The 25,886-nt window shown below is 36.8% G+C and carries 28 protein-coding genes and 3 tRNA genes; 26 read left to right on the forward strand and 5 right to left on the reverse strand.

Annotation, left to right across the window (positions count from 1 at the left end):
• Nucleotides 1-140: 140 nt before the first annotated feature.
• The 18 genes from Q7J67_09650 (at nucleotide 141) to Q7J67_09735 (ending at nucleotide 13,064) form a co-directional block, all read left to right on the forward strand.
• Nucleotides 141-1,283, forward strand: a complete 1,143-nt coding sequence (locus Q7J67_09650; protein ID MDO9465544.1) for a glycosyltransferase family 4 protein — start codon at nucleotides 141-143, stop codon at nucleotides 1,281-1,283.
• A 1-nt stretch (nucleotide 1,284) separates the two neighbouring features.
• Nucleotides 1,285-2,451, forward strand: coding sequence for a glycoside hydrolase 100 family protein (locus Q7J67_09655; GenBank protein ID MDO9465545.1), 1,167 nt, complete (start codon nucleotides 1,285-1,287; stop codon nucleotides 2,449-2,451).
• Complete coding sequence (locus Q7J67_09660) at nucleotides 2,452-4,734, forward strand: glycosyltransferase family 4 protein (protein MDO9465546.1); 2,283 nt, start codon at nucleotides 2,452-2,454, stop codon at nucleotides 4,732-4,734.
• Nucleotides 4,735-4,834: 100 nt separating this feature from the next.
• Nucleotides 4,835-5,380: a cupin domain-containing protein gene (locus tag Q7J67_09665; GenBank protein MDO9465547.1), complete on the forward strand. Its 546-nt coding sequence runs from the start codon at nucleotides 4,835-4,837 to the stop codon at nucleotides 5,378-5,380.
• 14 nt (nucleotides 5,381-5,394) lie between these two features.
• Nucleotides 5,395-5,763, forward strand: coding sequence for an adenosylmethionine decarboxylase (speD, locus tag Q7J67_09670; protein MDO9465548.1), 369 nt, complete (start codon nucleotides 5,395-5,397; stop codon nucleotides 5,761-5,763).
• Nucleotides 5,760-6,239 carry an arginine decarboxylase, pyruvoyl-dependent gene (locus Q7J67_09675; GenBank protein MDO9465549.1) on the forward strand — a complete coding sequence of 160 codons (480 nt, stop codon included), beginning with the start codon at nucleotides 5,760-5,762 and terminating at the stop codon, nucleotides 6,237-6,239. Before speD ends, Q7J67_09675 begins: the two co-directional genes overlap by 4 nt.
• Nucleotides 6,240-7,076, forward strand: a complete 837-nt coding sequence (gene speE, locus Q7J67_09680; protein ID MDO9465550.1) for a polyamine aminopropyltransferase — start codon at nucleotides 6,240-6,242, stop codon at nucleotides 7,074-7,076.
• Nucleotides 7,067-7,909, forward strand: a complete 843-nt coding sequence (gene speB, locus Q7J67_09685) for an agmatinase (GenBank protein MDO9465551.1) — start codon at nucleotides 7,067-7,069, stop codon at nucleotides 7,907-7,909. The genes speE and speB overlap by 10 nt, the downstream gene beginning before the upstream one ends.
• Nucleotides 7,910-7,970: 61 nt before the next feature.
• Nucleotides 7,971-8,834: a lysophospholipid acyltransferase family protein gene (locus Q7J67_09690; GenBank protein ID MDO9465552.1), complete on the forward strand. Its 864-nt coding sequence runs from the start codon at nucleotides 7,971-7,973 to the stop codon at nucleotides 8,832-8,834.
• Nucleotides 8,835-8,882: 48 nt separating this feature from the next.
• Nucleotides 8,883-9,533: a glycosyltransferase family 2 protein gene (locus tag Q7J67_09695; protein ID MDO9465553.1), complete on the forward strand. Its 651-nt coding sequence runs from the start codon at nucleotides 8,883-8,885 to the stop codon at nucleotides 9,531-9,533.
• 1 nt (nucleotide 9,534) lies between these two features.
• A complete protein-coding gene (locus tag Q7J67_09700; GenBank protein ID MDO9465554.1) occupies nucleotides 9,535-10,326 on the forward strand; it encodes a hypothetical protein in 792 nt (263 codons plus the stop codon).
• Nucleotides 10,323-10,982, forward strand: coding sequence for a protein-L-isoaspartate(D-aspartate) O-methyltransferase (locus Q7J67_09705; GenBank protein MDO9465555.1), 660 nt, complete (start codon nucleotides 10,323-10,325; stop codon nucleotides 10,980-10,982). The genes Q7J67_09700 and Q7J67_09705 overlap by 4 nt, the downstream gene beginning before the upstream one ends.
• Entirely contained in the window at nucleotides 10,963-11,574 is a 612-nt protein-coding gene (locus Q7J67_09710) for a YqaA family protein (GenBank protein ID MDO9465556.1), read from the forward strand. Before Q7J67_09705 ends, Q7J67_09710 begins: the two co-directional genes overlap by 20 nt.
• A 4-nt stretch (nucleotides 11,575-11,578) precedes the next feature.
• Nucleotides 11,579-11,652, forward strand: a tRNA-Pro gene (locus Q7J67_09715).
• A 95-nt stretch (nucleotides 11,653-11,747) separates the two neighbouring features.
• Complete coding sequence (locus Q7J67_09720; GenBank protein MDO9465557.1) at nucleotides 11,748-12,053, forward strand: non-histone chromosomal MC1 family protein; 306 nt, start codon at nucleotides 11,748-11,750, stop codon at nucleotides 12,051-12,053.
• 78 nt (nucleotides 12,054-12,131) lie between these two features.
• Entirely contained in the window at nucleotides 12,132-12,854 is a 723-nt protein-coding gene (locus Q7J67_09725; GenBank protein MDO9465558.1) for a ComF family protein, read from the forward strand.
• 59 nt (nucleotides 12,855-12,913) lie between these two features.
• Nucleotides 12,914-12,984, forward strand: a tRNA-Gln gene (locus Q7J67_09730).
• 4 nt (nucleotides 12,985-12,988) lie between these two features.
• A tRNA-Glu gene (locus Q7J67_09735) sits at nucleotides 12,989-13,064 on the forward strand.
• Between the two features lie 26 nt (nucleotides 13,065-13,090).
• Here Q7J67_09735 and Q7J67_09740 read toward each other — a convergent pair.
• Genes Q7J67_09740 through Q7J67_09760 form a run of 5 tightly spaced genes read right to left on the reverse strand, consistent with a single transcriptional unit; the run spans nucleotide 13,091 to nucleotide 17,928 of the window.
• On the reverse strand, nucleotides 13,091-14,050 hold the full coding sequence (locus Q7J67_09740) for an acetyl-CoA carboxylase carboxyltransferase subunit alpha (protein ID MDO9465559.1): 960 nt from the start codon (nucleotides 14,048-14,050) through the stop codon (nucleotides 13,091-13,093).
• Complete coding sequence (locus tag Q7J67_09745; protein ID MDO9465560.1) at nucleotides 14,047-15,210, reverse strand: L,D-transpeptidase family protein; 1,164 nt, start codon at nucleotides 15,208-15,210, stop codon at nucleotides 14,047-14,049. Before Q7J67_09745 ends, Q7J67_09740 begins: the two co-directional genes overlap by 4 nt.
• A gap of 14 nt (nucleotides 15,211-15,224) precedes the next feature.
• Nucleotides 15,225-16,037, reverse strand: a complete 813-nt coding sequence (locus Q7J67_09750; protein ID MDO9465561.1) for a serine/threonine-protein kinase — start codon at nucleotides 16,035-16,037, stop codon at nucleotides 15,225-15,227.
• A gap of 14 nt (nucleotides 16,038-16,051) precedes the next feature.
• Nucleotides 16,052-17,017 carry a hypothetical protein gene (locus Q7J67_09755; protein MDO9465562.1) on the reverse strand — a complete coding sequence of 322 codons (966 nt, stop codon included), beginning with the start codon at nucleotides 17,015-17,017 and terminating at the stop codon, nucleotides 16,052-16,054.
• Nucleotides 17,018-17,070: 53 nt separating this feature from the next.
• Entirely contained in the window at nucleotides 17,071-17,928 is an 858-nt protein-coding gene (locus Q7J67_09760) for a hypothetical protein (GenBank protein ID MDO9465563.1), read from the reverse strand.
• A gap of 140 nt (nucleotides 17,929-18,068) precedes the next feature.
• Between Q7J67_09760 and def the strand changes: the two genes are divergently transcribed.
• The 8 genes from def to Q7J67_09800 all read left to right on the forward strand — a co-directional run bounded on the left by def (nucleotide 18,069) and on the right by Q7J67_09800 (nucleotide 25,857).
• A complete protein-coding gene (gene def, locus Q7J67_09765) occupies nucleotides 18,069-18,509 on the forward strand; it encodes a peptide deformylase (protein ID MDO9465564.1) in 441 nt (146 codons plus the stop codon).
• Entirely contained in the window at nucleotides 18,510-19,193 is a 684-nt protein-coding gene (locus tag Q7J67_09770; GenBank protein ID MDO9465565.1) for a YggS family pyridoxal phosphate-dependent enzyme, read from the forward strand.
• A complete protein-coding gene (locus Q7J67_09775) occupies nucleotides 19,180-19,407 on the forward strand; it encodes a zinc ribbon domain-containing protein (protein MDO9465566.1) in 228 nt (75 codons plus the stop codon). The genes Q7J67_09770 and Q7J67_09775 overlap by 14 nt, the downstream gene beginning before the upstream one ends.
• 1 nt (nucleotide 19,408) lies before the next feature.
• On the forward strand, nucleotides 19,409-20,038 hold the full coding sequence (locus Q7J67_09780; GenBank protein MDO9465567.1) for a hypothetical protein: 630 nt from the start codon (nucleotides 19,409-19,411) through the stop codon (nucleotides 20,036-20,038).
• Nucleotides 20,039-20,182: 144 nt separating this feature from the next.
• Nucleotides 20,183-21,235, forward strand: coding sequence for a virulence RhuM family protein (locus Q7J67_09785; GenBank protein ID MDO9465568.1), 1,053 nt, complete (start codon nucleotides 20,183-20,185; stop codon nucleotides 21,233-21,235).
• Nucleotides 21,236-21,437: 202 nt separating this feature from the next.
• Complete coding sequence (gene radC / locus Q7J67_09790; GenBank protein ID MDO9465569.1) at nucleotides 21,438-23,246, forward strand: DNA repair protein RadC; 1,809 nt, start codon at nucleotides 21,438-21,440, stop codon at nucleotides 23,244-23,246.
• 2 nt (nucleotides 23,247-23,248) lie between these two features.
• Nucleotides 23,249-25,066, forward strand: coding sequence for an AlwI family type II restriction endonuclease (locus Q7J67_09795; GenBank protein MDO9465570.1), 1,818 nt, complete (start codon nucleotides 23,249-23,251; stop codon nucleotides 25,064-25,066).
• 2 nt (nucleotides 25,067-25,068) lie between these two features.
• Nucleotides 25,069-25,857, forward strand: a complete 789-nt coding sequence (locus Q7J67_09800; protein MDO9465571.1) for a site-specific DNA-methyltransferase — start codon at nucleotides 25,069-25,071, stop codon at nucleotides 25,855-25,857.
• Nucleotides 25,858-25,886 lie beyond the last annotated feature (29 nt).

Below are 25,886 nucleotides of genomic sequence, written 5' to 3' on the forward strand. Positions count from 1 at the left end.
AAAAAATGATACTATATATCAATATCAATCAAGCTGGAAAGGAGGTGGCAGAGAGCTTGAATTGTCGTGGCGTTTCTACGTATAAAGTAAAAATGCAAAAAAAGTTGAAAAGATCAACTTTTTATAACTAAACTATAACAATGAAAGTATTGCTTTTATATGATTACCCTCCCTCGCCGGCAGGTCTTGCGACACAAGGACATTTGCTGCATAGAGGGCTGGAGGAAATGGGGGTTGATGTTTATTCTGTAAACTTTGAGTCTGCTCAAGAGAAAGAGTGGTACTACAGATGGTTTGAACCAGATATTGTTGTAGGCATTGGATACTGGGGGCATACACCTCATTTAGTCCTTCATCCCCAAAGATACGGGTTAACAACTGTTCCTTGGCTGGTCGCTGATGGTTATATGGCGAACTATAGTGAGATACTTGATAATTTGCCTTTAGTGCTTGTTACTTCCAATTGGGTTAAAAAAGTGTATATGCGTGATGGTCTTAATGGTAAAAACATTGAGGTTTTGCCCGTAGGTTGTGATACGGATGCTTTTATTCCTCGTGATAAGAAAGAGCCAAAGGTTATCGCTGTGCGTGAAGCTTTAGGTATAGCAGACGACCAAATAATGGTGTTAACTATAGGCGGTGATGCAGCCTCAAAAGGCGCACAGGAAGTTATGCAGGCTTTAGCGATAAACGACACTAAGGCTCCTGATTGGAAATATGTTTGTAAGGTTTGGCCGCAACCGCGTACATATCGGCAGAATCTAGACGATTTACAATTAGCCACCCATTTAGGGATAGATAAAAATGTAGTTTATACCACAAACACTGTTTCCAGAAATTTTATGCCCTATTTATTATCTGCCTGTGATATTTATGCCGCTCCATCTCGTTTGGAAGGATTTGGTATGATTCAAATAGAAGCAAATGCATGCGGGAAACCGATTATAGGAATAAAAGCAATGGGAATGTTGGATACCTTGGTTCATGGGAAAACGGCTTTTTTAGCTGATGTTGCTCAGGAAATTAAACTTAGAGAAACAATTCTTGGAGATGAATCCGGATACGAGGATGGACATATACATACTTTTAAAAGACCAAGGACGGTAGATTACAGAGCTAGTGTCAATGATATTGCTAAATATCTTATGGATTTAATGCAAGACGCTGACTTGAGAGAAAAAATGGGTAAAGAGGGAAGAAAGAGGGTCGTTAAAAATTTTGATTATCGACTTATAGCTAAAAAGTTTGTTCAAATAGTATCAAAGCGTTTGGGGATTTCGTAGTATGAAAAAGAAAGATAAAGAATTTTTGGAAAAAGCGAAGCATGCTGCTTTAGAAGTTTTATTACATAATAACCATGGTCCATATCGTGGTTTGCCGAGAGCTGCAGGCTGGGGTTATCCTGAACCGTATACAAGGGATTTGCTGATTAGTTCCTTTGGGATTCTTGCGACAAAAAATGAAAAGTTGATTAAATCAATGAAGCGTGTTCTTGAAACATTAGCGAAAAACCAATCTCCTTTGGGCCATATTCCTTCTTTAGTTCACGATTCTGAAGACCGTGGCTCTAGTGATTGCACACCTCTATTTTTAATTGGTGTGGGGCTGTGGAGGAAGGTTATGAATGAACCGGATTTTCTTGAAGATGCTGTTCGAAAGTCTATTACATGGATGGAATATCGCAGCCCTACTAATCGCATTATGGTTTCACAATTACCAACCAGCGACTGGCGTGATGAGCAGTGGGTTTTAGGATATGGATTATTTGTGAACACACTTGTTTATATTTATCTTAAATTGTTTGGATTAAATGAACGGGCTGGAATTCTTAAAAAGCATATGACTCGTTTTACTGTAAAAGATGACAAGCAGAACCGCCATGTCCATGAAGGATTAGTGCTGCGGTCTAAACCTTATTATGCAATATGGTCCTATAAAATATATAGAAGTGAACGCTTTGATTTGCTAGGCAACAGCCTTGCAATCTTATCCGGAATAGCGCAACCTTCCAGAGCAAAAAAACTCATTAGCTGGATAGAGACTGAGTGCAAAGCGATGACGGATAGAGGAGAATTGGCTGTTGATTTACCCCCTAATTTTTTCCCTTATATCAAAGAAGAAGATCCTGATTGGTTGCCACGTTATAAGAAATACAATCAGCCGGGAGAATATCATAATGGTGGTATCTGGCCTTTTGTTTGTGGGTTTTATATCGCAGCTTTAGTTTCTGCGGGGATGTTGAATCTGGCAAAAAGAAAATTACTATCTTTGGCAAAACTTGTTAAACAGACAAGAGAAGCAAAAACCGAGTTCGGATTTAACGAATGGCATCGCGCACAAGACGGTACACCTCGGGGACAGAATTGGCAAAGTTGGTCTGCTGCTATGTATCTTTATGCTGCTGAGTGTGTAGAAAAAAAGAAAACTCCCTTTTTTGAAGAAATTAAATAAATGAGTCACAATTCAATACTTAATCGCATTGCGTTCATCGGCAACTACTTGCCGCGTCAGTGCGGTATCGCCACATTTACCACTGATTTGTGTGAGGCCATTGCCGCCCAATATAGTCAAACAGCCTGCATTGCCCTGCCGGTCAATGATATCAAGGCCGGCTATGCCTATCCGCTCCGCGTTCGGTTTGAGCTCACGGAGAAGGATATTGATTCCTATCGCCGTGCTGCTGACTTCCTGAATATCAACAACGTAGACCTCGTCTCTCTGCAGCATGAGTATGGCATTTTCGGCGGACGCGCAGGCAGCCACATCCTAGAGCTCTTGCGCGAATTGCGGATGCCTATCGTCACGACACTACACACCATTCTGCGCGACCCCGACCCCGATCAGAAGCGGGTGTTGGAAGAAGTCGCGGCCCTGTCTGATCGGCTGGTTGTTATGAGTAAGCGCGGCGCAGAATTCCTGCATGAGGTCTATGGCGTGCTGCCGGATAAGATTGATCTGATCCCGCACGGCATCCCTGATGTGCCCTTTGTAGACCCAAGTTTTCACAAAGACCTGTTTGGGGTCGAGGGCAAAATCGTCTTGCTCAGCTTTGGTTTGCTTTCGGCGAGTAAAGGTATCGAAAATGTCATAGCTGCCCTGCCCGCCATTTTAGCCCGACACCCGAACGTGGTGTACATCGTCCTTGGCGCGACCCACCCTCATGTCGTGCAGAATGAAGGCGAAACATATCGGCTGTCCCTGCAACGGTTGGCTCAGGAGAAAGGCATGGAAGGTCGGGTGATCTTTTACAACCGCTTTGTAAGTTTGGAAGAACTTGTTAAATTCATCAGCGCAGCAGATATTTACATCACGCCCTATCTCAATGTAGCGCAAATCGCCTCCGGCACACTCGCCTACACCCTGGGAGCGGGCAAGGCGGTGATTTCGACACCGTATTGGTATGCGGAAGAGATGCTGGCCGAAGGACGGGGAGTGCTGGTGCCGTTCCGGGATCCGGCAGCGCTGGCCGATCAGGTGATTGACCTTTTAGACAACGAGTCCCAGCGCCACGCCATGCGCAAACGGGCCTATGTGTTTGGGCGAGAGATGATCTGGCCGCAGGTAGCAAGCCGTTATATGGAGTGTTTTGAACGTGCGCGCGCGGAACGCCGTCATTTTGTTCACCCCGACTTTGCGGTTAAACCCCTGGACAAACGCCCGGGCGAATTGCCGCCTCTCAAACTGGATCACCTATATCATATGACGGACAAAACCGGCATCATGCAACACGCCATTTTCACGGTGCCCAACTATCACGAGGGCTACACTACCGATGACAACGCCCGCGCGCTGATGGTAAGCGCCCTTATGGAAGACATGGGCAACGAAGAGGCCTTGGCACTAGGCTCCCGTTATCTGGCCTTTATATGGTATGCCTTCAATACGAAAACCGGACGCCTCCGTAACTTTATGGATTACCAGCGCAACTGGCTGGAAGAGAGCGGTTCCGACGACAGCCACGGCCGAACATTGCGGGCGTTAGGCACCGTGTTGGGTCGATCGAATATGCTAACCTTACACAATATGGCGGGCTGGGTGTTCGAGCAGACTTTACCCGCTATTCTTAACACACCTAGCCCGCGCGCTTGGGCTTTCGCGATCATTGGCATACAAGAATACCTACAGCGGTTTGCCGGTGACCGCCAGGCTGGCCAGGTCCGCGAGGAATTGTCCACGCGGATGCTGACGTTGTATAAAAACCACCACTCAGATGAATGGTGCTGGTATGAAGACCGGCTGACCTATTGCAATGCCGCGTTGCCGCACGCCTTGCTCCTGTGTGGCCAAGCGATGTCCAATGCCGCCATGACCGAAACCGGATTGGAGTCGCTGAATTGGCTGGCCGACTTGCAACGCGCAGACGCAGGGCATTTTGTTCCTATTGGATCCAATGGTTTTTATCCGCAAGGTGGTGAACGGGCCCGGTTCGATCAACAGCCGGTGGAGGCGCAGGCGATGGTCTCCGCCTGTCTCGAAGCCTACCGAATCACGCTCGATGAACGCTGGCGCAAGGAAGCCCGCCGCGCCTTTGAATGGTTCCTTGGGCGCAATGATCTTAATCTGCCCCTTTACGATCCGACGACAGGCGGTTGTCGGGACGGCCTGCATCCCGACCGCGTGAACGAGAATCAGGGCGCAGAGTCGACGCTGTCCTTCCTCCAAGCCCTGCTGGAACTGCGGCTGGCTGAGAATATTATTATTGAGTCAGCCTTGTCTCCTCAATCTAGTGGGTAATGATGTATCTTACCATTTCCAAAGCATAAAGAATTTTTTTGTTGACAGGATTTTTTGTGTTTTATATACTTCCATAGAAAGTTTATATTAGGAAACTTCTATGGATATAAAGATTGGACAAAAGATAAAAAGATTACGTGTAGAAAGCGGACTGACTTTGCAGGAGCTTGCTTCCAGGTCAAATCTTACAAAAGGATTTCTTTCACAACTGGAAAGAGATTTAACATCCCCAAGCATTGCAACCTTAACTCAAGTATTAGAGGTGTTAGATGAAGATTTATCCTCTTTTTTCAGTAAGTTAGAAAGAAATAAAATCATATACAATAAGAGTGATAGAGTTGCCATCTCAGAAGGGGAAGGGGTTCCGAAAGTTGAAGTCCTGGTTCCAGGGGCTCAAAACAGAAATATGGATGTTTTGTTAGTGGATTTGGATGTCGGGCAAACAACCTCAAAAGATAAAATTCATGAAGGTGAGGAGTTTGGTTTTGTTGTGACAGGTAAAATTGCTCTTCATCTGGATAAGAAAGTTATGAAAATATTTAGCGGGCAGTGTTTTTATTTCCGGTCAGAGGCAAGTCATTATATAGAAAATGTCGGGAAAAAGAGAGCAAGGCTTCTCTGGGTTTCATCCCCGCCAACTTTTTAGAAAGGAGGTATGAGATGGATGCTTTAAGCAAACATATTTTAGGGGAACTATATGATTGCGACAAGACTCTTTTAAACGATCCATATATGATAGAGAAAATTATGAATGAAGCGGCTAATGTTTGCGGCGCGACAGTAATTAAAAGTGTATTTCATCTTTTTAATCCCCACGGCGTGAGCGGTGTAGTAGTGATAGCTGAGTCTCATCTTGCAATTCATACATGGCCTGAACATTGTTTTGCATCAGTGGATGTTTTTACATGCGGCAACACAGTAGCCCCGTGGAAAGCATATGACTTCTTGAAGAAGAAGCTAAAATCTAAACGTTCTACGGTATTTGAGATGAAAAGAGGGCAGGGGATAAAAGAGGGGCAGTATAAATGATTATTAAAACTCCAACCTGTTTTTTTCTTGTTTCAGGAGAAGGAGAGGGGAAGACTCCTTTAAATGCTTTTGACATGGCATTGCTTAATTCCGGAATAGGAAATACAAATCTTGTTAGAATGAGCAGCATAGTTCCTCCTGCTTGTAAAAAAATAAAACCTATTAATCTTCCTCTTGGAGCGTTAGTGCCAGTAGCGTATGCATCTATTAGTTCTGATATTCCGGGGGAGATTATTTCTTCAGCAGTTGCCGTGGCAATACCGGAGGATGATTCTAAATCCGGCTTAATAATGGAATATTCAGCCAGGGGTCATAAGGAAGATATTGAGAATATTGTAAAAAGAATGTCCGAAGAGGGAATGGCTTCCAGAGGAGAAAAAATAAAGAAGATTACTTCTAAAAGCATGGAGCATAAAGTAAAAAACATAGGTACTGCGTTTGCTGCAGTTGTCTTATGGTATGATGGAGAGATATAGATGGAACTATGGTTTACTGAGAAACACACAAAAAATTTAGGGATTAAGCTGAAAATAAAAACAGCTTTATTTCATGGCAAAAGTGAATATCAAGTGATTGATGTTCTAGATACGTTTGAATTTGGTCGCATGCTTCTTTTGGACGGGCTTGTTATGATTACTGAACGTGATGAATTTGTTTATCATGAAATGATTACTCATACTCCAATATGTGTTCACCCAAATCCGTCAAATATTCTAGTTATCGGAGGAGGAGATGGTGGAACTATCAGAGAAATCCTGAGGCACTCTGAAGTTAAAAAAGTAGATTTGGTTGAAATAGATAAGATGGTGATAGAAAAAAGCATGGAGTTTTTTCCAAATGTCAGCAGCAAGCTTAAAGATCCAAAAGTTGATATTATTGTTAAAGATGGGATAGAGTATATTAAGAAGCATAGAAATGAGTATGACATTGTAATTATAGATTCAACCGACCCAATTGGTCCGGGAGAGGGCTTAGTCAGAAAAGAATTTTACGAATCAGTTTTTGATAGTTTGAAAGAGGGTGGTATTATGGTTGCTCAAACTGAATCACCATTTATTAGCGGCAATTTAGTTGCGAATATATTTAAAAACATTAAAGCTGTTTTCCCGATAGCCAAAATGTATACTGCTTTTATTCCTACCTATCCGAGCGGATACTGGAGTTTTTCTTTTGGTTCCAAGAAGTATGATCCAATAGAGGATTTTAATCAGAAAAGGGCAGGAGATATTCAGACTCAACTAAAGTATTACAACTCTGGAATTCACAAGGCCAGTTTTGCCCTGCCAAACTTTGTGCAAAAATTATGCAGTTAAGCACTAACCAATACATCTGCGCTAATAAAAAATATGAAGAAGCAGACATAGTAATTTTTGGCGCTCCTTTTGATGGAACATCCTCATATCGCAGCGGTTCGAGATTTGCTCCAGACGCTATAAGGGAAGCATCCAGAAGCATAGAAACTTATAGTCCCTTACAGTTAAAAGATACGGAAGATTTAAAAATTGCTGATATTGGGGATCTGGAACTTCCATTTGGAGAGAAAATACGTGCTCTTAATCAAGTAAAAAAACTAGTTAAGGATATTTTGCGAGACGGGAAAGTTCCTGTAGCAATTGGCGGGGAACATTTAATTTCTGTGGCGACAATAGAAGAATGTTATAAAAAATACAAAAACCTAAATGTAGTACAGCTTGATGCACATGCTGATTTGAGAGATCAATATATGGGGGAAAGGTTATCTCATGCTACAGTCATGAGAAGAATATCTGAGCTTATTGGTTTTCAAAATATATATCAATTTGGTATCAGGTCAGGATTGAAGGAAGAGTTATCTCTTTGTAAAAAGAACAATATTATTTACCAATTCAGTAAAAAGGATTTTGAAAGGCTCATAAAGGCGGTTGCGAAGAAACCAACTTATATAACATTAGATATAGATGTTTTTGATCCATCCTTTGTTCCGGGAGTGGGCAATCCAGAAGCAGGAGGTATTTGTTTTAACACTGTTATGACATTCTTGGAATACGCAAAAAAGCTGCATATAGTTGGACTTGATTTGGTTGAACTTTCCCCACATTGTGACCCGTCAAATATATCTTCTTTTCTTGCTGCAAAACTATTACGTGAAATGCTTCTTGTAATCTAATTACAAAGCTTCGAGTATGTTTGAACTTGTAGACGGATGTTAAATATGATAAAAATGCAAAATGATTCGTTATTTATGTTATCTTATTGCTCAGTTTCTTACCATTCATCTTTCTAGAAAATGGGTATATTGTGTGGCAAGGATAGTCAGCAGATTATATTACTACTTTTCATGGCAAAGCAGGCGTGCTGTTAGAGACAACCTATCTCATGTCGTCAAGAGAAAGTTAACCAAGAAAGAGTTTCGCAGATTAATATGGCTGACCTATTTAAATTTTGGGAAATATCTGGCGGATTTTTTGTTTTTTCCAAAAATAGATGCAAGTAACATTGATAAAATTGTGAGAATAAAAAATAGGCATTACATAGATGAAGCTTTTAGCTATAAGCGGGGAGTAATCGCACTGAGCGCACATCTTGGTAACTGGGAAATAGGAGGGATAGCGCTTTCTCTTAAAGGTTATCCTATAAATGCAATTGTATTAAGTCACGATAACCCGAGAGTTAATCAGTTTTTTATTAAACAAAGAAAACAAAAAAATATGAATATAATTCCTGTGGGGTCTGCGTTTAGAAAGGCTCTCCGTATATTAAGAAAAGGAGAGGCAATAGCTGTTTTGGGAGATAGGGATATATTTAGAAAAGGAATTAAACTGGATTTCTTTGATAAAGAGACAATTGTACCAAAAGGGCCGGCAATGATGGCTGTTGAGACAGGAGCGGCTGTACTGCCTGTTTTTGCTATCAGACAATCAGATGAGACGTATAAACTAATTTTCGAGAAGCCTTTTTTTGCAAAAAGTGGGAAAAATAGAAATGAAAGCATACAAAAAACAGCTTTACAAATTGCGGGGATTATAGAAGAATACATAAGCTTTTATCCTGGACAATGGTTGCTTTTTCATCACATGTGGGAGGGAGAATAAATTAAACAAATATTAAGTATTAAACCTAGAAGCAATATTTGTGTTTTGGTGCCATGCTTCAATGAGGAAGAACATATCTGCAATTTGATAAAGGATATTAAAAAAATAGTTAAGGATGTCATGGTAGTGGATGATGGGTCAACAGATGACACCTCTCAAAGAGCACTGGATGGCGGAGCTATAGTTATAAAGCATGTAAGCAATCAAGGTAAAGGAGCAGCTCTAAGAACAGGTTTTTCCTATATTGAAAGAAAAAGGTTTAGCGCTTTAATAACTATGGATGCGGACAGACAGCACGATTATACAGAACTTCCAAAGTTTATAGAGGAATTTAAGAAGAATAGCGCTGATATAGTTGTAGGCAACAGGATGAGCGACACAAGAAATATGCCATTTGTACGATTGTGTACAAATAGAATAACATCCTTTTTTACTTCACTATTCCTTTCTTGCAGGATTAGTGATACTCAGTCCGGTTATAGGCTTATTAGAACAGAGGTATTGAAAAATATTAATCTATTAACAAGTAATTTTGAAACAGAATCTGAAGTATTGATAAAAGCGGGCAGAAAAGGATTTAGAATAAAAGAGATTCCCATAAAAACAGTATACTTACCAAACGCCCGGAGCAAAATAAGGCCGCTAAAAGATACTCTGAAATTCATAAGGCTTATACTATCCAGCATATTTTTCAGGTAAGATGAGAAAAAACAAGTTTATCCGACCATGGGTTTTAATTCTCGCTGGGGCTATAGTTGTACTGTTTGCAGTCATACCAGCACTAAATACAGTAGCATCTAATCTGATGTGCTCTAAAATTAAAAACATATGTAAAGATAGCTTTAACTGCAATATAAAACTAGAGAAGCCGCGTGTAAATACAATAAAGAGTATGATCGTCTTTGATAATATATCTATTGATAAATATATTGGTGGCAGGAAATTTAACGTTAATGTTGATAAAGTGTTTATCAAAATAAATATGGCTTCAGCAATAAAGAACATTCTTTATCTTTCTAGCCAGCCAACAAAATTTTTCGCAAGTATTGATTTCAGTTACAAGAAACATATTAAGGTGGATTTGAGGGGAAATGTTGATTTCAGAAGTTCAAAAGGAGATTTCTCTCTGGAAACAAAATGTTCCAATATAGATATAGCATATATGGGACAGTACTATACTGGTACTCCTATCTATTTTAAAAAAGGCACCGCAGATATTTCATCAATTGGAACATGTAGAAAAGGCAAGCTTAACTTTTCCCAACGTATATTAATCAAAAACCTATTCTTAAGTACAAAAAAAGACAAGGATTTAGATAGGCAGGTTTTTATTGGACTTGATTATGGAGATATCATTAATTATGTAAATGAGAAAAAGGGGAATATTGACCTGAGCTTCATTATAAAGGGAACATTAAAAGAGCCTGAGATAGACTTAAGCCCAATAATAGAGAATATACTTAGTGATATAGTGGCTTTAAAGATATCATGAAAGATTATACGGACGAACGTCTTAATATGGTAGACATTCAGCTGGCACATAGGGGAATCAAAGATAAGCGTGTTCTTGATGCTATGAGCAGAGTGCCGAGGCACCTCTTTGTTCCTTCTGATAACATCTCATCTGCATATACTGATCAGCCGCTTTCTATAGGAGAATCTCAAACTATATCCCAGCCGTATATGGTTGCTTTGATGAGCGAATGTTTAAAACTTAATGGCAAAGAGAAAATTTTAGAACTGGGCACAGGCTCAGGATATCAGACAGCAATCCTTGCAGAATTAGGTTCTTCTGTTTACACAATAGAGAGAATTAGCCCATTATCCATAAGAGCGCAAAGAACACTTAAACATTTAGGGTATGAAAACATAAAATTTAAGGTGGGAGATGGAACTCTTGGTTGGCATGAGAATGCTCCCTATGATGGAATAATGGTAACAGCTGGAGCTCCTAAAGTTTCGCAAGTTCTTATAGATCAATTATCAGAGGGTGGTAGAATAGTTATTCCTGTAGGTAATTCCTTTTCTCAAGAACTTGTTGTTACCTCAAAAATCAATAAAAAAATAAAAACCCAAAATATCTGTGGATGTATGTTTGTCCCCTTGATAGGTAAGTATGGATGGAATAGTGAGCAGAAATATTATTAGAAGATTATATAACTGGGTATTGAGCTGGGCTCATTCAAGGTATTCAATCGCGGCATTATTTACATTAGCTTTTACAGAATCCTCTTGTTTTCCTGTGCCTCCGGATGTTCTATTAATAGCTCTTTGTGTATCAAAGCCTAAAAGGGCCTTACTGTATAGTCTCATAACAACAATCGGTTCTGTATTAGGCGGAATATGCGGATATTTTATAGGTATGAAGATATGGGAGTATACAAGCAATTTCTTTTTTAAATATATTCCTGGATTTACCCCTGAATCTTTTAGCTATGTAAAAGATTTATATAACGATAATGCCTTTTTGGCGGTATTTGTCTCAGGTTTCACACCTATTCCGTATAAGGTTTTTACAATTGCTGCAGGCGTTTGCAAAATTAGTTTTGTTGTTTTTCTTGTATCATCAGTGTTAGGAAGAGGGTTAAGATTTTTTATTGTAGGCGGATTGATAAAGATTTTTGGAGAATCTGTTAAAAATTTCATAAATAAATATTTTAATCTGTTAACAATTTTGTTTACTATTCTTTTAATAGCCGGATTTTTGATACTTAAATTTGTAATCAAAAATAACCAGTAAATAGCGGGGCGTAGCGCAGCTTGGTAGCGCGCCACGTTCGGGACGTGGAGGCCGGTGGTTCGAATCCACTCGCCCCGACTACAAGGTTATCTGAGCATTGCGATTTTTTATTTGCATTTTGCAGAAGATTTGAATTATAATATAGAAAATGGCAAAAACAAGGAGGTGATACAATGGCAAAGAAAGCAGAAGCAAAGCTCTATTCGTTGAGAATAGGCAAAAAGGAAGCGAATGCATTCAAAGGAAAAGGAGCAAGACAGGCTGCTCTAAAGGCTGCTTCCAGAGGATTGAAAGATAGCGATGGTCTGATCAAACTCAGAGAACATGGGCAGAAGAAAGATGGCAAATGGAGACTGCATATATTTAAAGGTTCAGTACAGAAGGTTGCTAAACCTGCTAATGCCCCTGATTGGATGCCGGATAAAATTAATAAGCCTACTGTAAAGAAACTTCGTGTTGAGAAATTAGACAAAATATAATAGGTTGTTTCTTGCAAAGCAGTAAGAAGCCTGCTGTCACTTGGACAGCAGGCTTTTCTGTTAAGGATAAGATGTAAGGTGGAGTTCTCTATAAAACAGTTACAAAAACCAGTTAAATTTATTGTTAATCTTATTTTCCCAATTTATTGCCCAATATGCAAAAAACAGCTTTCATATCAGACTGATACCTATCTTTGTGACGCATGCAAGAAAAACATAATACCTATTACTGGAAAGGTTTGCAATAAATGTGGTAGGCCTTTTATAAATGGTATTTGTGGAATATGCAGAGAGAAGCAGTTTTGTTTCTCAAAAGCACGCGCTAGTGGAATATACGATGGCTCAGTAAGGGAGTGTATACATTTTTTTAAATATAAGAAAAAGACGTATCTTTTAAACACGTTGTTTGAGGTGTTTTTATTGCCAAATAGTCCTGATTTCCTTAGCTGCGATTTAATTGTTCCTGTACCCCTCCATTGGATACGAAAATATTCCAGAGGATTTAATCAGGCTGAACTAATAGGGAAAAAAATTAGTAAGAGGTTCAATATACCATTGTCAAAAACTAGTTTAAAGAGAACGAAAGCAACTCCTTCACAAACAGGTCTTTCTCTGAAAGAACGTACTAAGAATATTAAAGGAGCGTTTTCAGTAAGGAATGAACAAAAGCTAGATGGAAAAAGAATTTTACTTGTTGATGATGTTATGACAACAGGTGCAACTGTTAATGAATGCTCCAGAGTCTTATTGCAAGCCGGAGCAAGGGAAATTCTTGTATATACCTTAGCAAGAGGGATGTAGAGAGTTAAGAGTTAAATCTTGACTTTATACAATGTTTTTTTATAATTGTCTCAGTATTTTGCCCCGTCGTCTAATGGTAGGACGGATGATTCTGGATCATCTAGTCGAGGTTCGAGTCCTTGCGGGGCAACTCCGGCCCCATCGTCTAGTGGACCAGGACACGTGGTTCTCAGCCATGGAACAGGGGTTCAATTCCCCTTGGGGCTACCAAGGTTACAAAGCGGAAGCGTTGGCTACTACTTCTCTAAAAACATGCCCATTTTTCTATATTTTTCGTATCTTTGATTACTAATTTCTTCAGGAGAAAGTTTAGCTAGTTCACTTAAACAGGTTTTTAATGTATTCTTAATATTCTCGGTTACTTCGGCTGGATTTCTATGCACTCCGCCAATTGGTTCAGGTATTATTGCGTCAATAACTTTAAACTTTTTCAAATCCGATGCTGTTATGCAAAGCGCTTCTGCAGCTTCAGGAGCTTTAGTTCTGTCTTTCCAGAGGATTGCGCCGCATGCTTCAGGAGTACACACAAAGTAGACAGCATTCTCCAGCATAAAAACTTTATTTCCTAATCCAATTGCTAGTGCTCCTCCACTGCCGCCTTCTCCAGTAATTATAACGATCGTAGGTACTTGAAGATGGGCCATTTCTTTTAAGTTGTGCGCAATTGCCTCTGCCTGTCCTCTTTCTTCTGCTCCAATGCCCGGATAGGCGCCTGGAGTGTCAATAAAAGAAATGATTGGAATGGAAAATTTTTCAGCTGTTTTCATTAATCTTAACATTTTTCTATAACCCTCAGGATGAGGCATCCCGAAGTTTCTGTTAAGGTTTTCTTTTGTATTTCTGCCTTTCTGGTGACCAATCACCATAACCGTTTTATCTTGAAAGCTAGCCAATCCTCCTATTATTGCCTGGTCATCAGCAAATGCTCTATCGCCATGAAGCTCAATAAAATTTTTCATAAGGGCATTAATATAGTCCAGAGTATACGGCCTGTCAGGGTGACGGGCAATCTGCATTCTCTGCCATGCTGTAAGATTCTGGTATATTCTTTTTTTAGTTTCAAGTGTCTTTTTCTCAAGTACTTTTATCTCATCAGAAAAATCTATATTTTCTGTAGAAGCAAAGGCTTTCAACTCTTCTATCCTTTTCTCCAGCTCTATGATAGGCTTCTCAAATTCAAGACCATTTGTCGTCACTTTTTGTCTCCCTGTGTCTTAATTATAGTTACAGGTGTTTCAACGGGCACAAGGTCAAACAACTCTTCTACGTCCTTATTATACATTCTTATGCATCCTTCTGTAGATTGTTTTCCGATGCTGTCAGGCTCTATTGTTCCATGTATCCCATAGCCTTTTTCTGTTATTCCCATCCAGCGGTTGCCAAGTACATTTTTAGGGCTATCTGCTGAAACAATGGCTCCTGCGGTATACCAAGTAGGATTTTTTAATTTATTTACTATTTTAAAATTCCCCAGAGGTGTGCCGTCATGAGCTCCAGTAGCTACTGTATAGGTTTTTAAAATTTTCCCATTATTTTTTAGGATAAGCTTATTAGACTTTGTGTATACCTCAATAGAAAAGCCGGATCCGGGAGTTATTTTTAATCTCTTCTCAGGTCTTATTACAGTATCTTTCAACTTATTGCTTTTCATAATCAAATCAACAGTAGTATTAAATTGTTTAGCAATTGAGCTGATGCTATCTCCAGCTTCTACTTTGTAAATCACACTGTCTTTTGTAGGGATAGGGGAGAAGATAAGTCTTACGTTTATGTCTTCAATCTCTCTGCGCGCTGTATTTTTTAATTCGTCGTCATCTGATTTCAGCATAATCTTCTCGAACAGAGAGAGAGCATTTAGGAGTTTTCCTTGCAGTTTATAAACGCGAGCTTTGGCATACAGAGCATTAAAAAAGATGTTACTATTAGGATATTCGTTTAATATCCTGTCATATAGGGTCTCTGCTTTTTTAAGATCATCTTTTGTCTGTGCCAATTCACCCAGTTCAAGTAATGTTTCGTCGATATATTCTGAATTTTTGAATTGGTCTGTAATTCTGTCGAGAAGAGTCTCAGCATTTTTTAAATTCCCCATTTCTTTGTTGCATATAGCAAGTCTATAAACAAGTTCTGCCTGTTTTTCTTTGGATGCAAATTTATGCTTTTGACTTTTATTTAACAGATCAGCATAGATAGTCTTTGCTTTTTCAAAATCACCTTTATTATAAAACATGTCTGCTTTTTTATACTGATTAGAAATGTCTTTTTGAAGGAACAAAGAATATGCCTGCCATCCAACGTAAATAGCAATTATTAGTATCATAGTAACTAATATAAATTTCGTATTCTTTTTTTTCATATCTGTCTCCCTTTCTAGAATTTACTTCTACTAAAGTCCAAGATCATTTCCGACACCGTTCTATGCCTTTTATTTGGATTCGTTTCTATTGCCTTCATCACGCAATTTTCAATATTTTTTGGTATGCTGGAATCGTAATAAGAGACTAATCTTGGTCGTATATGTATATCGATGTGAGCTCTCATAATTGTGTTTTTATCATTAGCTTGATAGGGAACTTTGCCGGTTAACATTTCATATATGGTGATTCCATAAGAATATATGTCTGTTCTCTTGTCTGTGTGTCTTTTTCTTATCTGTTCGGGAGACATGTACGTAGGTGTGCCGTCAATAAAGCGGTTACGTGTGAAGATACTTAACCTGTTGTAACGCGCCAGACCAAAATCTATAATTTTTACTTCATTATTTTTCGAAACCAGAATATTTTCAGGCTTTATGTCACGATGGATTATGTTATTTTCATGGAGATAATCTAGCCCCTTTCCTATCTGTAAAATGAGATCATATCTCTGAAGTTTTTCAATTTTTTTATAGAGCAGGAGCCTTTTTAGATCTTCCCCATTAATATATTCCATCACCATATAAGGCATTCCATCTTCTTTCCCAAAATCCATTACTCGAATTATATTTGGGTGATTTAGCTTTTTTAGCATCTTAGTTTCTTGGATGAATCCTTTTATTGCTCTGCGGCTTGTGCCGGATTTCCTGAGCATCTTAATTGCTACCATATCATTTGTTATAGGATCACTTGCTTTGTATATGTGAGCAACTCCACCTGACTTAATAATATTCTGAATTATATATTTACCAAATTTTTCTTGTGTCATTTTTCCAACGACCTTTACTTAATGGGTATTTTTAAGCTATCCCAGTATTTTATCAGATTACTTAATTCAATATCTATATTAAAATTATCTTTAAGATTATAACTTAAATTAATGTTCTTTTGCATACAAATTCTGCTCAGTAGCTCCGATATAAATTTTATATCGTTTTGCAGTATAATTTTACCATGAGGAGTGATGTCAGAAGATATTAGATTAAAGGAGAGCTTTATTCTGTCCTGATCAACAACATCAAACTTTATTTTGAGGTTTTTTATTTTATTTAGATCAGGAGATGTTGCCAAAGAAAATCCAAGGCTGCTGGAGTATTTATTCAATAGACGAAGCAATAGATTGTTTTTGTTTTCCAATGTAATATACCCATCAGTTTTATCGTTTAATGTTGCTTGAGTATTTAGATTGTTAAAGTTTCTTTTTGCATATTCAACAATATTTAGTGCAGAACCAACGACTACATTATCTTCAATAAAAGTATATGCTGACAACTCTCCTCTTTTCTTTCTGTTTTCATTGTAAACAATACCTGTCTTGCTTTTTACTCCATCCGCTCCCTTAATATGTTTGTTTAAAAGACCAGATAAAATTGTCTTTCGCAACATTTTGCTGCTTTTTTTGTCTCCAATCCTAAGAGATACTGCTAGATCTCCTATTTTCATAGAGATATCAGAGGCTTCACTTACTATATGCCCTGTAATAAAATATGTGGTTTCTCCTGTGTCGGATATATATATATTGCCCCAGATTTTATCAAAAACAGGAAGAGATATATTCGAAATTTTCAGATCTCTGTTCTGAACAATTCTGCTTTGCACAAAGGATTGTATTATTAAATCAGCAGCTGATTTCAATCCTTTATCATCATAATCAATTCGCAAGAAAAATCTCAGACAATTATCCGGTTCTGTTAATAGATAGCTTTCGTTACCTTCCTGGGCATCAGATATGCCAGAATAATATCCCATTAAGATGGCAATGATGAGAATTGGCTTTATGATATATTGAGAAAAAAGGTTCACTATTTATCCGGCTCCATCAAGTATTTATCGTAGTTTTTGTTTCTTTTGTGCGCCTTAACTCGACCTGCAACATGTCCTCCCAGTATTGCTCCTAAATACACAGGATAAAATGGAAGCACAAAAAGATTTGATGCTTCTCGTCCAACATAGGATCCAAAAGCAGGGAAGAGCACTTTATAAGACTCTAGCTCATTGTCTTTCTCTTTTTTGTAGTATGTATATCTTATAGCATCTTTGGTTGCTCTGTATTCAAATATTTCTGTCCAGATGGGCACCATATACAGGAGGTTGTAGGTCCCTTTTAGCTTTCGCCGTGAAAAATCCTTTGCATGACCACATTCATGATAGGCAATGGATGATAGATTAGAATATATATTTACTGTGTCTGTATACGGATTGTAAGAATCTCCTCCAAATAAAATACCAGGGTATATCATATAATTAATCCATGCTATTATGCCGAAAGTCCATCTGTATCCTGCGCCTACTCTATAGTTTTTTCTTAATCGTCTAAACTCTCTCATTGGATTATATTGATTAATTCGAATCTTAACGTCCCATAAATTATTAGTTTTTAGGTATTCTTCAATATCATCAATTACTCTCTGAGAAATCCAGTGCTTATCAATATTCCAGTTCCATAGAATCAACTTTGAAGGCAAAGAGAAGACATAGTGGCCTAATGCATTTATAATTTTTATTTCTTTCCCTATTTCTATCCGAGGGTATCTTGAGTCAGAAACAGGCTCATTTCTTTTACCTACATATGGCTTTCCTTTGATATAATGGCCTGGTGGCGTTGCGCAACTTGAGCAAAAGAATATTGAAATAAATACTATAATCAGACATCTTTTCATTTTGCTTTTTTTGCCAATTCCAAATCACTTAGAATATATCACAACAGGCTTCAATCGTCAATTCAGGCAAGGATTTTTTTAATTGAATAAATAACTAACCAAGGATAAACTAACAAATAAAAATAAGTTGAAGTAAATATATGAATCCATTAGTAATTAAAAAACACCCTAATAAAATTCTCAGAGAAAAATGCACGCAGGTAGAAAAGATTACGAATAGAGAGAAAAAACTTTTTGACAAGATGTTTCTTACAATGAAATATTTCTGTGGCATAGGATTAGCTGCGCCTCAAATTGGTATATCTAAAAGATTAATTGTTGCCTGTGTCGAGGAAAGAACTATAAAATTAGCTAACCCTGAGATTATTGATATAAGAGGCTCGGATAATATGGTGGAGGGTTGTTTAAGCATTCCTGATATTACAGTTGATATAAAAAGACCTTTTGAGGTTGTTGTAAAAGGATTAAATGAGAAGGGAAAAAATATAGAAATAAAGGCTAAAGGACTTTTAGCAAGAGTCTTGCAGCATGAAATAGACCATTTAAAAGGCAGATTAATTATTGATTACAGAGTTGAATAGATGCATATAGCAGAAAACTATCAAATAATTAGAGAAGAAATTCCAGACAACGTAACTATAGTTTTAGCAGGTAAGACAAGGACCAGAGAAGAGATTGAAGAGGTTATAGATGCTGGAGCGACAGACATTGGGGAAAATTATGTGCAGGAAGCTGAAAAAATGTATGATTCTTTGGGTGAAAAAGCAAAAAAGATTAGATGGCACATGATAGGATATTTACAAAAAAACAAGATCAACAAAGCGCTTAGAATTTTTGATGTTATACAAACAGTTGATTCTTTAGAAAAGGCAGTAGCTATTGATAAAAGAGCACAAGGGATAGGGAAAACAGTTTCCGTATATTTAGAAATAAACATTGGCAGCGAAGTGACAAAAGCGGGTGTAAAACCGGAGTATGAAGTTATTAAAAATTTAGTTAGAGAAATTGCAAAACTTGAACATTTGAGTTTAGAAGGCCTGATGACAATGTGCCCTCGATTGGGGGATCCCGAAGATTCGAGACCTTATTTCAGAAAAATAAAAGATGTTTTTGAAAGGGTAAAAATGATTAGTCTACCAAGAGTTAAAATGGAGACATTATCTATGGGAATGTCAAATTCTTACAAGATAGCCATAGAAGAAGGAAGTAATATGATTAGATTAGGAACGGTTGTCTTTGGGGAGAGAAATAATGCCCACTTATGAGTATGAGTGTTTAAAGTGTGGTTATGAATTTGAGAAATTTCAAAACATGAGTGACGAACCAGTTAAGAAATGTTCGAAATGTAAAGGGAATGTTAGAAGACTAATAGGTGCTGGAGCAGGAATTATATCCAAAGGATCATCACAGGATATACCATGTTGCGGAATGAATGCTGCCTGTGCCAACGCCAAGTATTGCGAAGGATGCAAAACCTGATATGTTAAGACAAATTTCTAAGGAATTAAAAAGGCATGTTCCGTTTACTATGTTTGGAGCCGTTACAGGCATTATCATCATGGTTATAATGGTTTTTTCCCATGCTTCCAAGGAGGCTTCTAATGCAATTTTTTACACTTTGCATCCCACCCATGTTGTCTTGAGCGCGTTTGCAACAATATCTATGTATAAACTGCATGGAAAAGGCAAGCTCTGGGTGGCAATTCTTATTGGTTATACAGGCTCCATTGGAATAGCTACATTAAGTGATGCTGTAATCCCTTACCTTGGAGGAGGTTTGCTTAATGTTCCAATGGAATTTCATGCGCCATTTATAGAGACTGCAAAGATGCCATTTATTGGAATTGCAAAATGGAAGATTGTGAACTCTGCAGCAGTACTTGGAATTGTAATCGGTTATTTAAAACCTAAAACTAAATTTCCGCATTTTGGACATGTTTTATTAAGTACATGGGCATCCTTATTTGGTTTCACAGCGTTCGGCATAGCAAATTGGATTCCTTTACTTCCTTTTGTTTTTCTGTTTTTATTCCTCGCAGTTTGGCTACCCTGTTGTGTAAGTGATATTATATTTCCTCTTTTATTTGTAAAAGAAAATCAAGAAGATTAGAAAACGGGATGAAAAGCTTAATTGAGATGGCAGGAGGTAAATAAAAAGTGAATTGCGCTAATACAAAGGGAATATTCCGTATCATTCAGTCTATTCCTTCAAAAAAAGGCTGGTTGGAGCGTGATAAAAAGGAGGTGATAGACGATGTTAGATCAAAATAAATCACAGCTTATTATTTACCAGACCGAAACAGGTGAAACTAAGATTGACGTGAGGTTCCAAGATGAAACGGTATGGCTGTCTCAACAGTTAATGGCAGAACTATTTCGGACAACCAAGCAAAACGTAAGTCTTCATATTAGAAATATTTATGAAGAAGAGGAATTGTCGCCTCAAGCAACTGTCAAGGAATTCTTGACAGTTCAAAAAGAAGGCGAACGAAAAGTTAGACGTAAAGTAGAATTTTATAATCTCGATATGATTATATCTGTTGGGTATCGCATTAAGTCTAGGGTAGCAACTCATTTCAGACAATGGGCAACACGTCATTTAAGGGAATATATAGTTAAAGGGTTTGTTTTAGATGATGAGCGGCTTAAGAATCCGAATCAGCCGTTTGATTATTATGATGAGTTAATTAGACGTATTCAGGATATACGAACATCCGAACGGCGTTTTTATCAAAAAATCACAGATATTTATGCCACAAGCGTTGACTATGACCCAACAAATGAAATGAGTATTGATTTTTTTAAGACCGTTCAAAATAAGATGCATTGGGCGATTACAGGGAAAACCGCTGCAGAAATTATTCATAAAAGAGCAGACAGTAAGAAAGCAAATATGGGATTAACAAGTTGGCGGGGAGTAAAAATTCGCAAAGATGATGTAGAAATTGCGAAAAACTATTTAGACGAAAAAGAATTGATGGCTTTAAATAATTTAGTTGAACAATATTTGATTTTTGCAGAGGGACAGGCAATGAGACGTATTCCAATGTATATGAGAGGTTGGATTACTAAGTTGGATTCCTTTCTGCAACTCAACGAAAGAGAAATATTGATGCACGCAGGGAAAATATCGCATCAGATTGCCATGGAAGCCGCAGAGAAGGAATACGAAAAATATTCTAAAAAAAGACAGATTGCTTATGACAAAAGAGAAAATTCTTTTGATGTATTAGTTAACGAAACGAAGAAAATAGAAAGTAAAAAAGGGACACATACAATGTTAACATCAAAAATGGTCAGGGGATAGACGCACCTGTTTGGTAATTGTTTGTAGGGGCACAATATCTTGTGCCCTTTTTTTATGTCATTGCGAAGAGCGAAGCGATGTGGCAATCTCTTCGTAATTCTCCGATTTTCATATTGTAGGGGCGGGGCTTGCCCCCGCCCTTTTTTCTTTATGATTTTGGGATGGTGGAGTATAATTGGAGTTTGAAAGAAGAAGAAAGACTATGCCAAGAATAAAAGATATACCAAAAATTGATCGGCCAAGGGAAAAGTTTCTCAAAAAAGGGCCAGAGGCTCTTTCTAAAAGTGATCTTTTGGCAATCCTTTTAGGTAGTGGGATAAAGGGCAAAAATGTTAAACAGCTTTCAGAAAATATAATAAAAAAATTCGGTAAAAACTTTTTAAATATAACTGTTGATGATTTATTAAAAATTTCAGGAATTGGTCAGGCCAAAGCTTTGCAAATCGCTTCTGCTGTTGCTTTAGTAAAAAGATATTATGACGAAAAAGAGCCAAAAAGAAATCTCGTTTTATCGGTCAATGACGCAATTGCTTTAACCTCTGACTTAAAAGAAAAGAAAAAAGAATATTTGATTTGTCTTTACTTGAATGCAAGAAATGCTTTGCTGAAGAAGGATATTATATCAATCGGTACTCTTGATAAAAGCCTAATTCATCCAAGAGAAATTTTTGGTCCTGCCGTAGAATTGCGATCAGCAGGTATTATATTGGTTCACAACCATCCCTCAGGCGATCCGTCACCAAGCAAACAGGATATTGATATTTTTAACAAGATTATTGAAGCTGGCAAGATAATGGGAGTCAATATTATTGATATTATCATTATTGGCGACGATAAAATCTACAGTTTTTTCAAAGATTTACAGCAGGGTAAAAGCACTGATTATGTTTCAGACGGCATACAGTATTCGCTTTTTGATTTACTAGAAGCAGAAACATCTGCCTACACTCCCGCAACTACTAAAGTTAATAAAATTTATTTTTCACTAAAAAAAAGAAATATTGTAGGGAAATTTCAAATACAAAATCGACGTTTTCTTGGGAACAAATATAAACTTCTTGGTTTCATTGAGGATATTGTTAATGAAAAATGCAATGGATTTAATTCCTTTTGCGATATATTTGCTGGTACTGGCGTTGTAGGCGAGCGGTTTAATGAAAAAGATATAAAAGTTATCAGCAATGATTTATTATTTAGCAATTACTTCCCTCTAAAAACTTTTCTTGGCTCTACACAAATAAACTTGGATACTCTCAAAGAAAAAATTGATTTATTGAATGACTTAAAAGTCAATCAAGACAATTATTTTTCTATTCACTACGGTGATACTTATTTTACCTTGGAGAATGCAAGAAAAATAGGTGTCATTAGAGAAAAGATTGAAGAACTTGCAAGCAATAAAGATGAAAAAGCCGCACTTATAACTGCCTTGCTATACGCTACCGATAAAGTTGCAAATACAGTTGGACACTATGACGCATATAGAAAAAAATTAGATACAATACAGCCAATACAGCTTTTAGTGCCTGACATTGCTTTAGATAGTAACAGCAATAATGAAGTTCTACGAGAAGATGCGAATTTACTTATTCGAAAAATATCTTGTGATGTTTTATATATGGATCCGCCTTACAATTCGCGCCAGTATTGTGATGCTTATCATTTGCTAGAGAATCTTGCAACTTGGAAAAAACCGCAGGTGTATGGAAAGGCAAAAAAAATGGATAGGTCTCGTATAAAAAGCGATTACTGTTTGAAAGCCGCCATGAGAGCATTTAATGATTTAATTAAAAATGCAAACTGTAAACATATTTTAATTTCGTATAATAATACTGGTGAATCAAAAGACGGAAGATCAAACGCGCGTATAAAGGATGAAGAGATTATAAATATACTCAAAAATAAAGGGGATGTTGAAATTTTCGAAAGAGATTATAAAGCTTTTACAACAGGCAAAAGTAATGGTAATGGAAACACTGAACGTGTCTTTTACTGTAAAGCAACAAAATAACTATGAAAAAACCTTGGTCAATAACAACAACACTTCGGAATCCTGAAAGATTAAGAAATTTCTTAACTGTTTTACAGCAGCTAGAAAATCTTGAATGGAATTTGGAAAATCAAAAGAAATACCAAATTCTCTTAATCAAAAACAGAATTTATGGATATGGAAGCGTGCAATTTTATAATGGATTATTCCAAGAACAAATTGATTTGATAGATGATCAAACAAAAGAAATCCCTTTTGGAAAAGCAGAAGAAATTTTTAATACAAAAAACTATGAAGACTCAGCCATGAGAGGAAGGCAGTCAATAAATCCTCTCAAAAAAATTGGGCTAGTTTCCATAAAAGATAAAAAAATATTCATAACAAGTTTGGGGAAGTCATTTTTAAAAGATGATTTCGATTTTGGAGAAATATTTTTTAGAAGTTTTATAAAATGGCAAATCCCGAATCCTGACAGCAGTGATTATAAACTTGAAGATGGATATGATATAAAACCATTTATAGGAGTTTTGCATCTTATTCAAAAAGTTAATGAAAAGTCTTTAAAGTTAGGGAAAAAAGCAAAAGGTATTAGTAAAGGGGAATTTTCTTTATTTGCCCCAACTCTCGTAACTTTTTCAAATATAGATTGTTATGCTAAAAAAATTATTAAATTAAGAAAGAAAATGGAAGAAAAAACCAAACAAGAACAAAAAACGATTTTTAATAATTATAAGAAAGTTTTTGCACAAGAATTTTTGGAATCATCAAATGTGGAAGAAACAAACAAACTCTTACAAAATCTAAAAGATTATGGAGATAATGCAATAAGGTATTTTCGTTTAACTCGCTACATTTATATTCGTGGTGGCGGATTTTATATTGATTTAGAACCAAGAAGATCAATTGAAATTGAAAATTTACTCAGCTTTGATAATGGACAATCAAAAACCTTTAAAAATAAAGAAGAATATTTAGACTATATTGCTGACATTTCACAACCAAAACTGTCTTGGGAAACAAAAGAAAAATTTATTGAAATTATTTCTAAACTTCTAGAAGACATAAAATCTTACGAAGAACAATTAAACATAACCTCAAGAGAAATTTTAGATTTTAAAGATTTGGAAGAAGATTGTCTAAAAAACTATATTACAGAACTAAGACAATATAGAAGAGAATTACAAGACAAAGAAAATCACTTAAAATCACAAGATATTGAACAAATTGATGAATATATAAAGAATCTCGAAAATATTTTTGATTTTGAAGATAGACCAATTTTACTGGAAAAATTATCTGCCCTTGGATTAAACGCTTTAAACGATGCTTTAAAAATCAAACCAAATTACCCTGTTGGGGATGACAATGAGCCGACTTTTACAGCGCCAGCCAATACGCCAGATATTGAATGTTTTTATGAGAATTTTAACGCAATTTGTGAGGTAACAATGCTTACGAGCAAGGATCAGTGGTATAATGAGGGGCAACCAGTAATGAGGCATTTGAGAGATTTTGAAAGCAAACATCAAGACAAAAAATCTTATTGTTTATTTATAGCTCCAAGACTTCATCGGGATACAATCAATACGTTTTGGACAGCTATAAAATATGAATACGAAGGAAGTCCACAAAAAATAATTCCGTTATCAATAAATAATTTTGTATTACTCTTAAAAATCTTAGTTCAAATAAAATTAGAGAATAAGTTTTTAAGACACAATGAACTTGCACGTTTGTATGATGAAATACTGGATTCCTCAAAATTTTTTAATAACTCTAATAAGTGGTTAAGAAATATTCCCAACGCCATTTCTTCATGGCAAAAAGGCCTTAGTTTTTAACTATGAGTATGAAAAAAAATATTATTTACAACGATGATTGCATAAAAATACTTAATACAAAAATTGATAAAAAATCAATTGATCTTATTTTTGCTGACCCTCCTTATAATCTTTCTGGCAATGGGTTGAAGTGGGAAGGAAATAAAACGGGTGGGGACTGGTATATGGTAAATGAAGAATGGGACAAAATGACCGCTCCTGAATATATGCAATTTACAAGAAAGTGGATTGGAGCTTGCCATAAAATTTTAAAAGATACTGGTTCAATTTATATTGCTTGTAGTTATCACAATATTGCTGAAGTAATGATTATTTTAAAACAGCTGGATTTTAAGATAAATAATATCATTACTTGGTACAAAACAAATGCTATGCCAAATATGACAAGGCGAATCTTTACTCATTCTACAGAATTTATTGTTTGGGCGGTAAAAGGTAAAAAGTGGATTTTTAATTACGAGGAGCTTAAAAAGATTAATCCGGAAAAACAAAAAGATGGGTCGTTAAAACAAATGCGAGATGTGTGGTCTTTGCCTTTGGTGCAAGGTAAAGAAAGATTGAGAGGGAAAGATGGTCGAGCTTTGCATCCAACACAAAAACCAGAGGAGGTGCTTAAACGAATTATTGTTGCCTCTTCTAATAAAGGCGATTTAGTTTTAGATCCATTTTTAGGAAGCGGCACAACTGCGATAATAGCAAAAAAAATGGGAAGAAATTGGATTGGAATTGAGAGAAGCAAAAAGTATATAGAGATGGCAAAGAAGCGGATTGATGTGAAATTAAAGAAATAAAACATAGGGGCTAATTATGAACAAAATAA

The sequence above is a fragment of the bacterium genome, from assembly GCA_030652805.1.
Lineage (GTDB): Bacteria > JAHJDO01 > JAHJDO01 > JAHJDO01 > JAHJDO01 > JAHJDO01.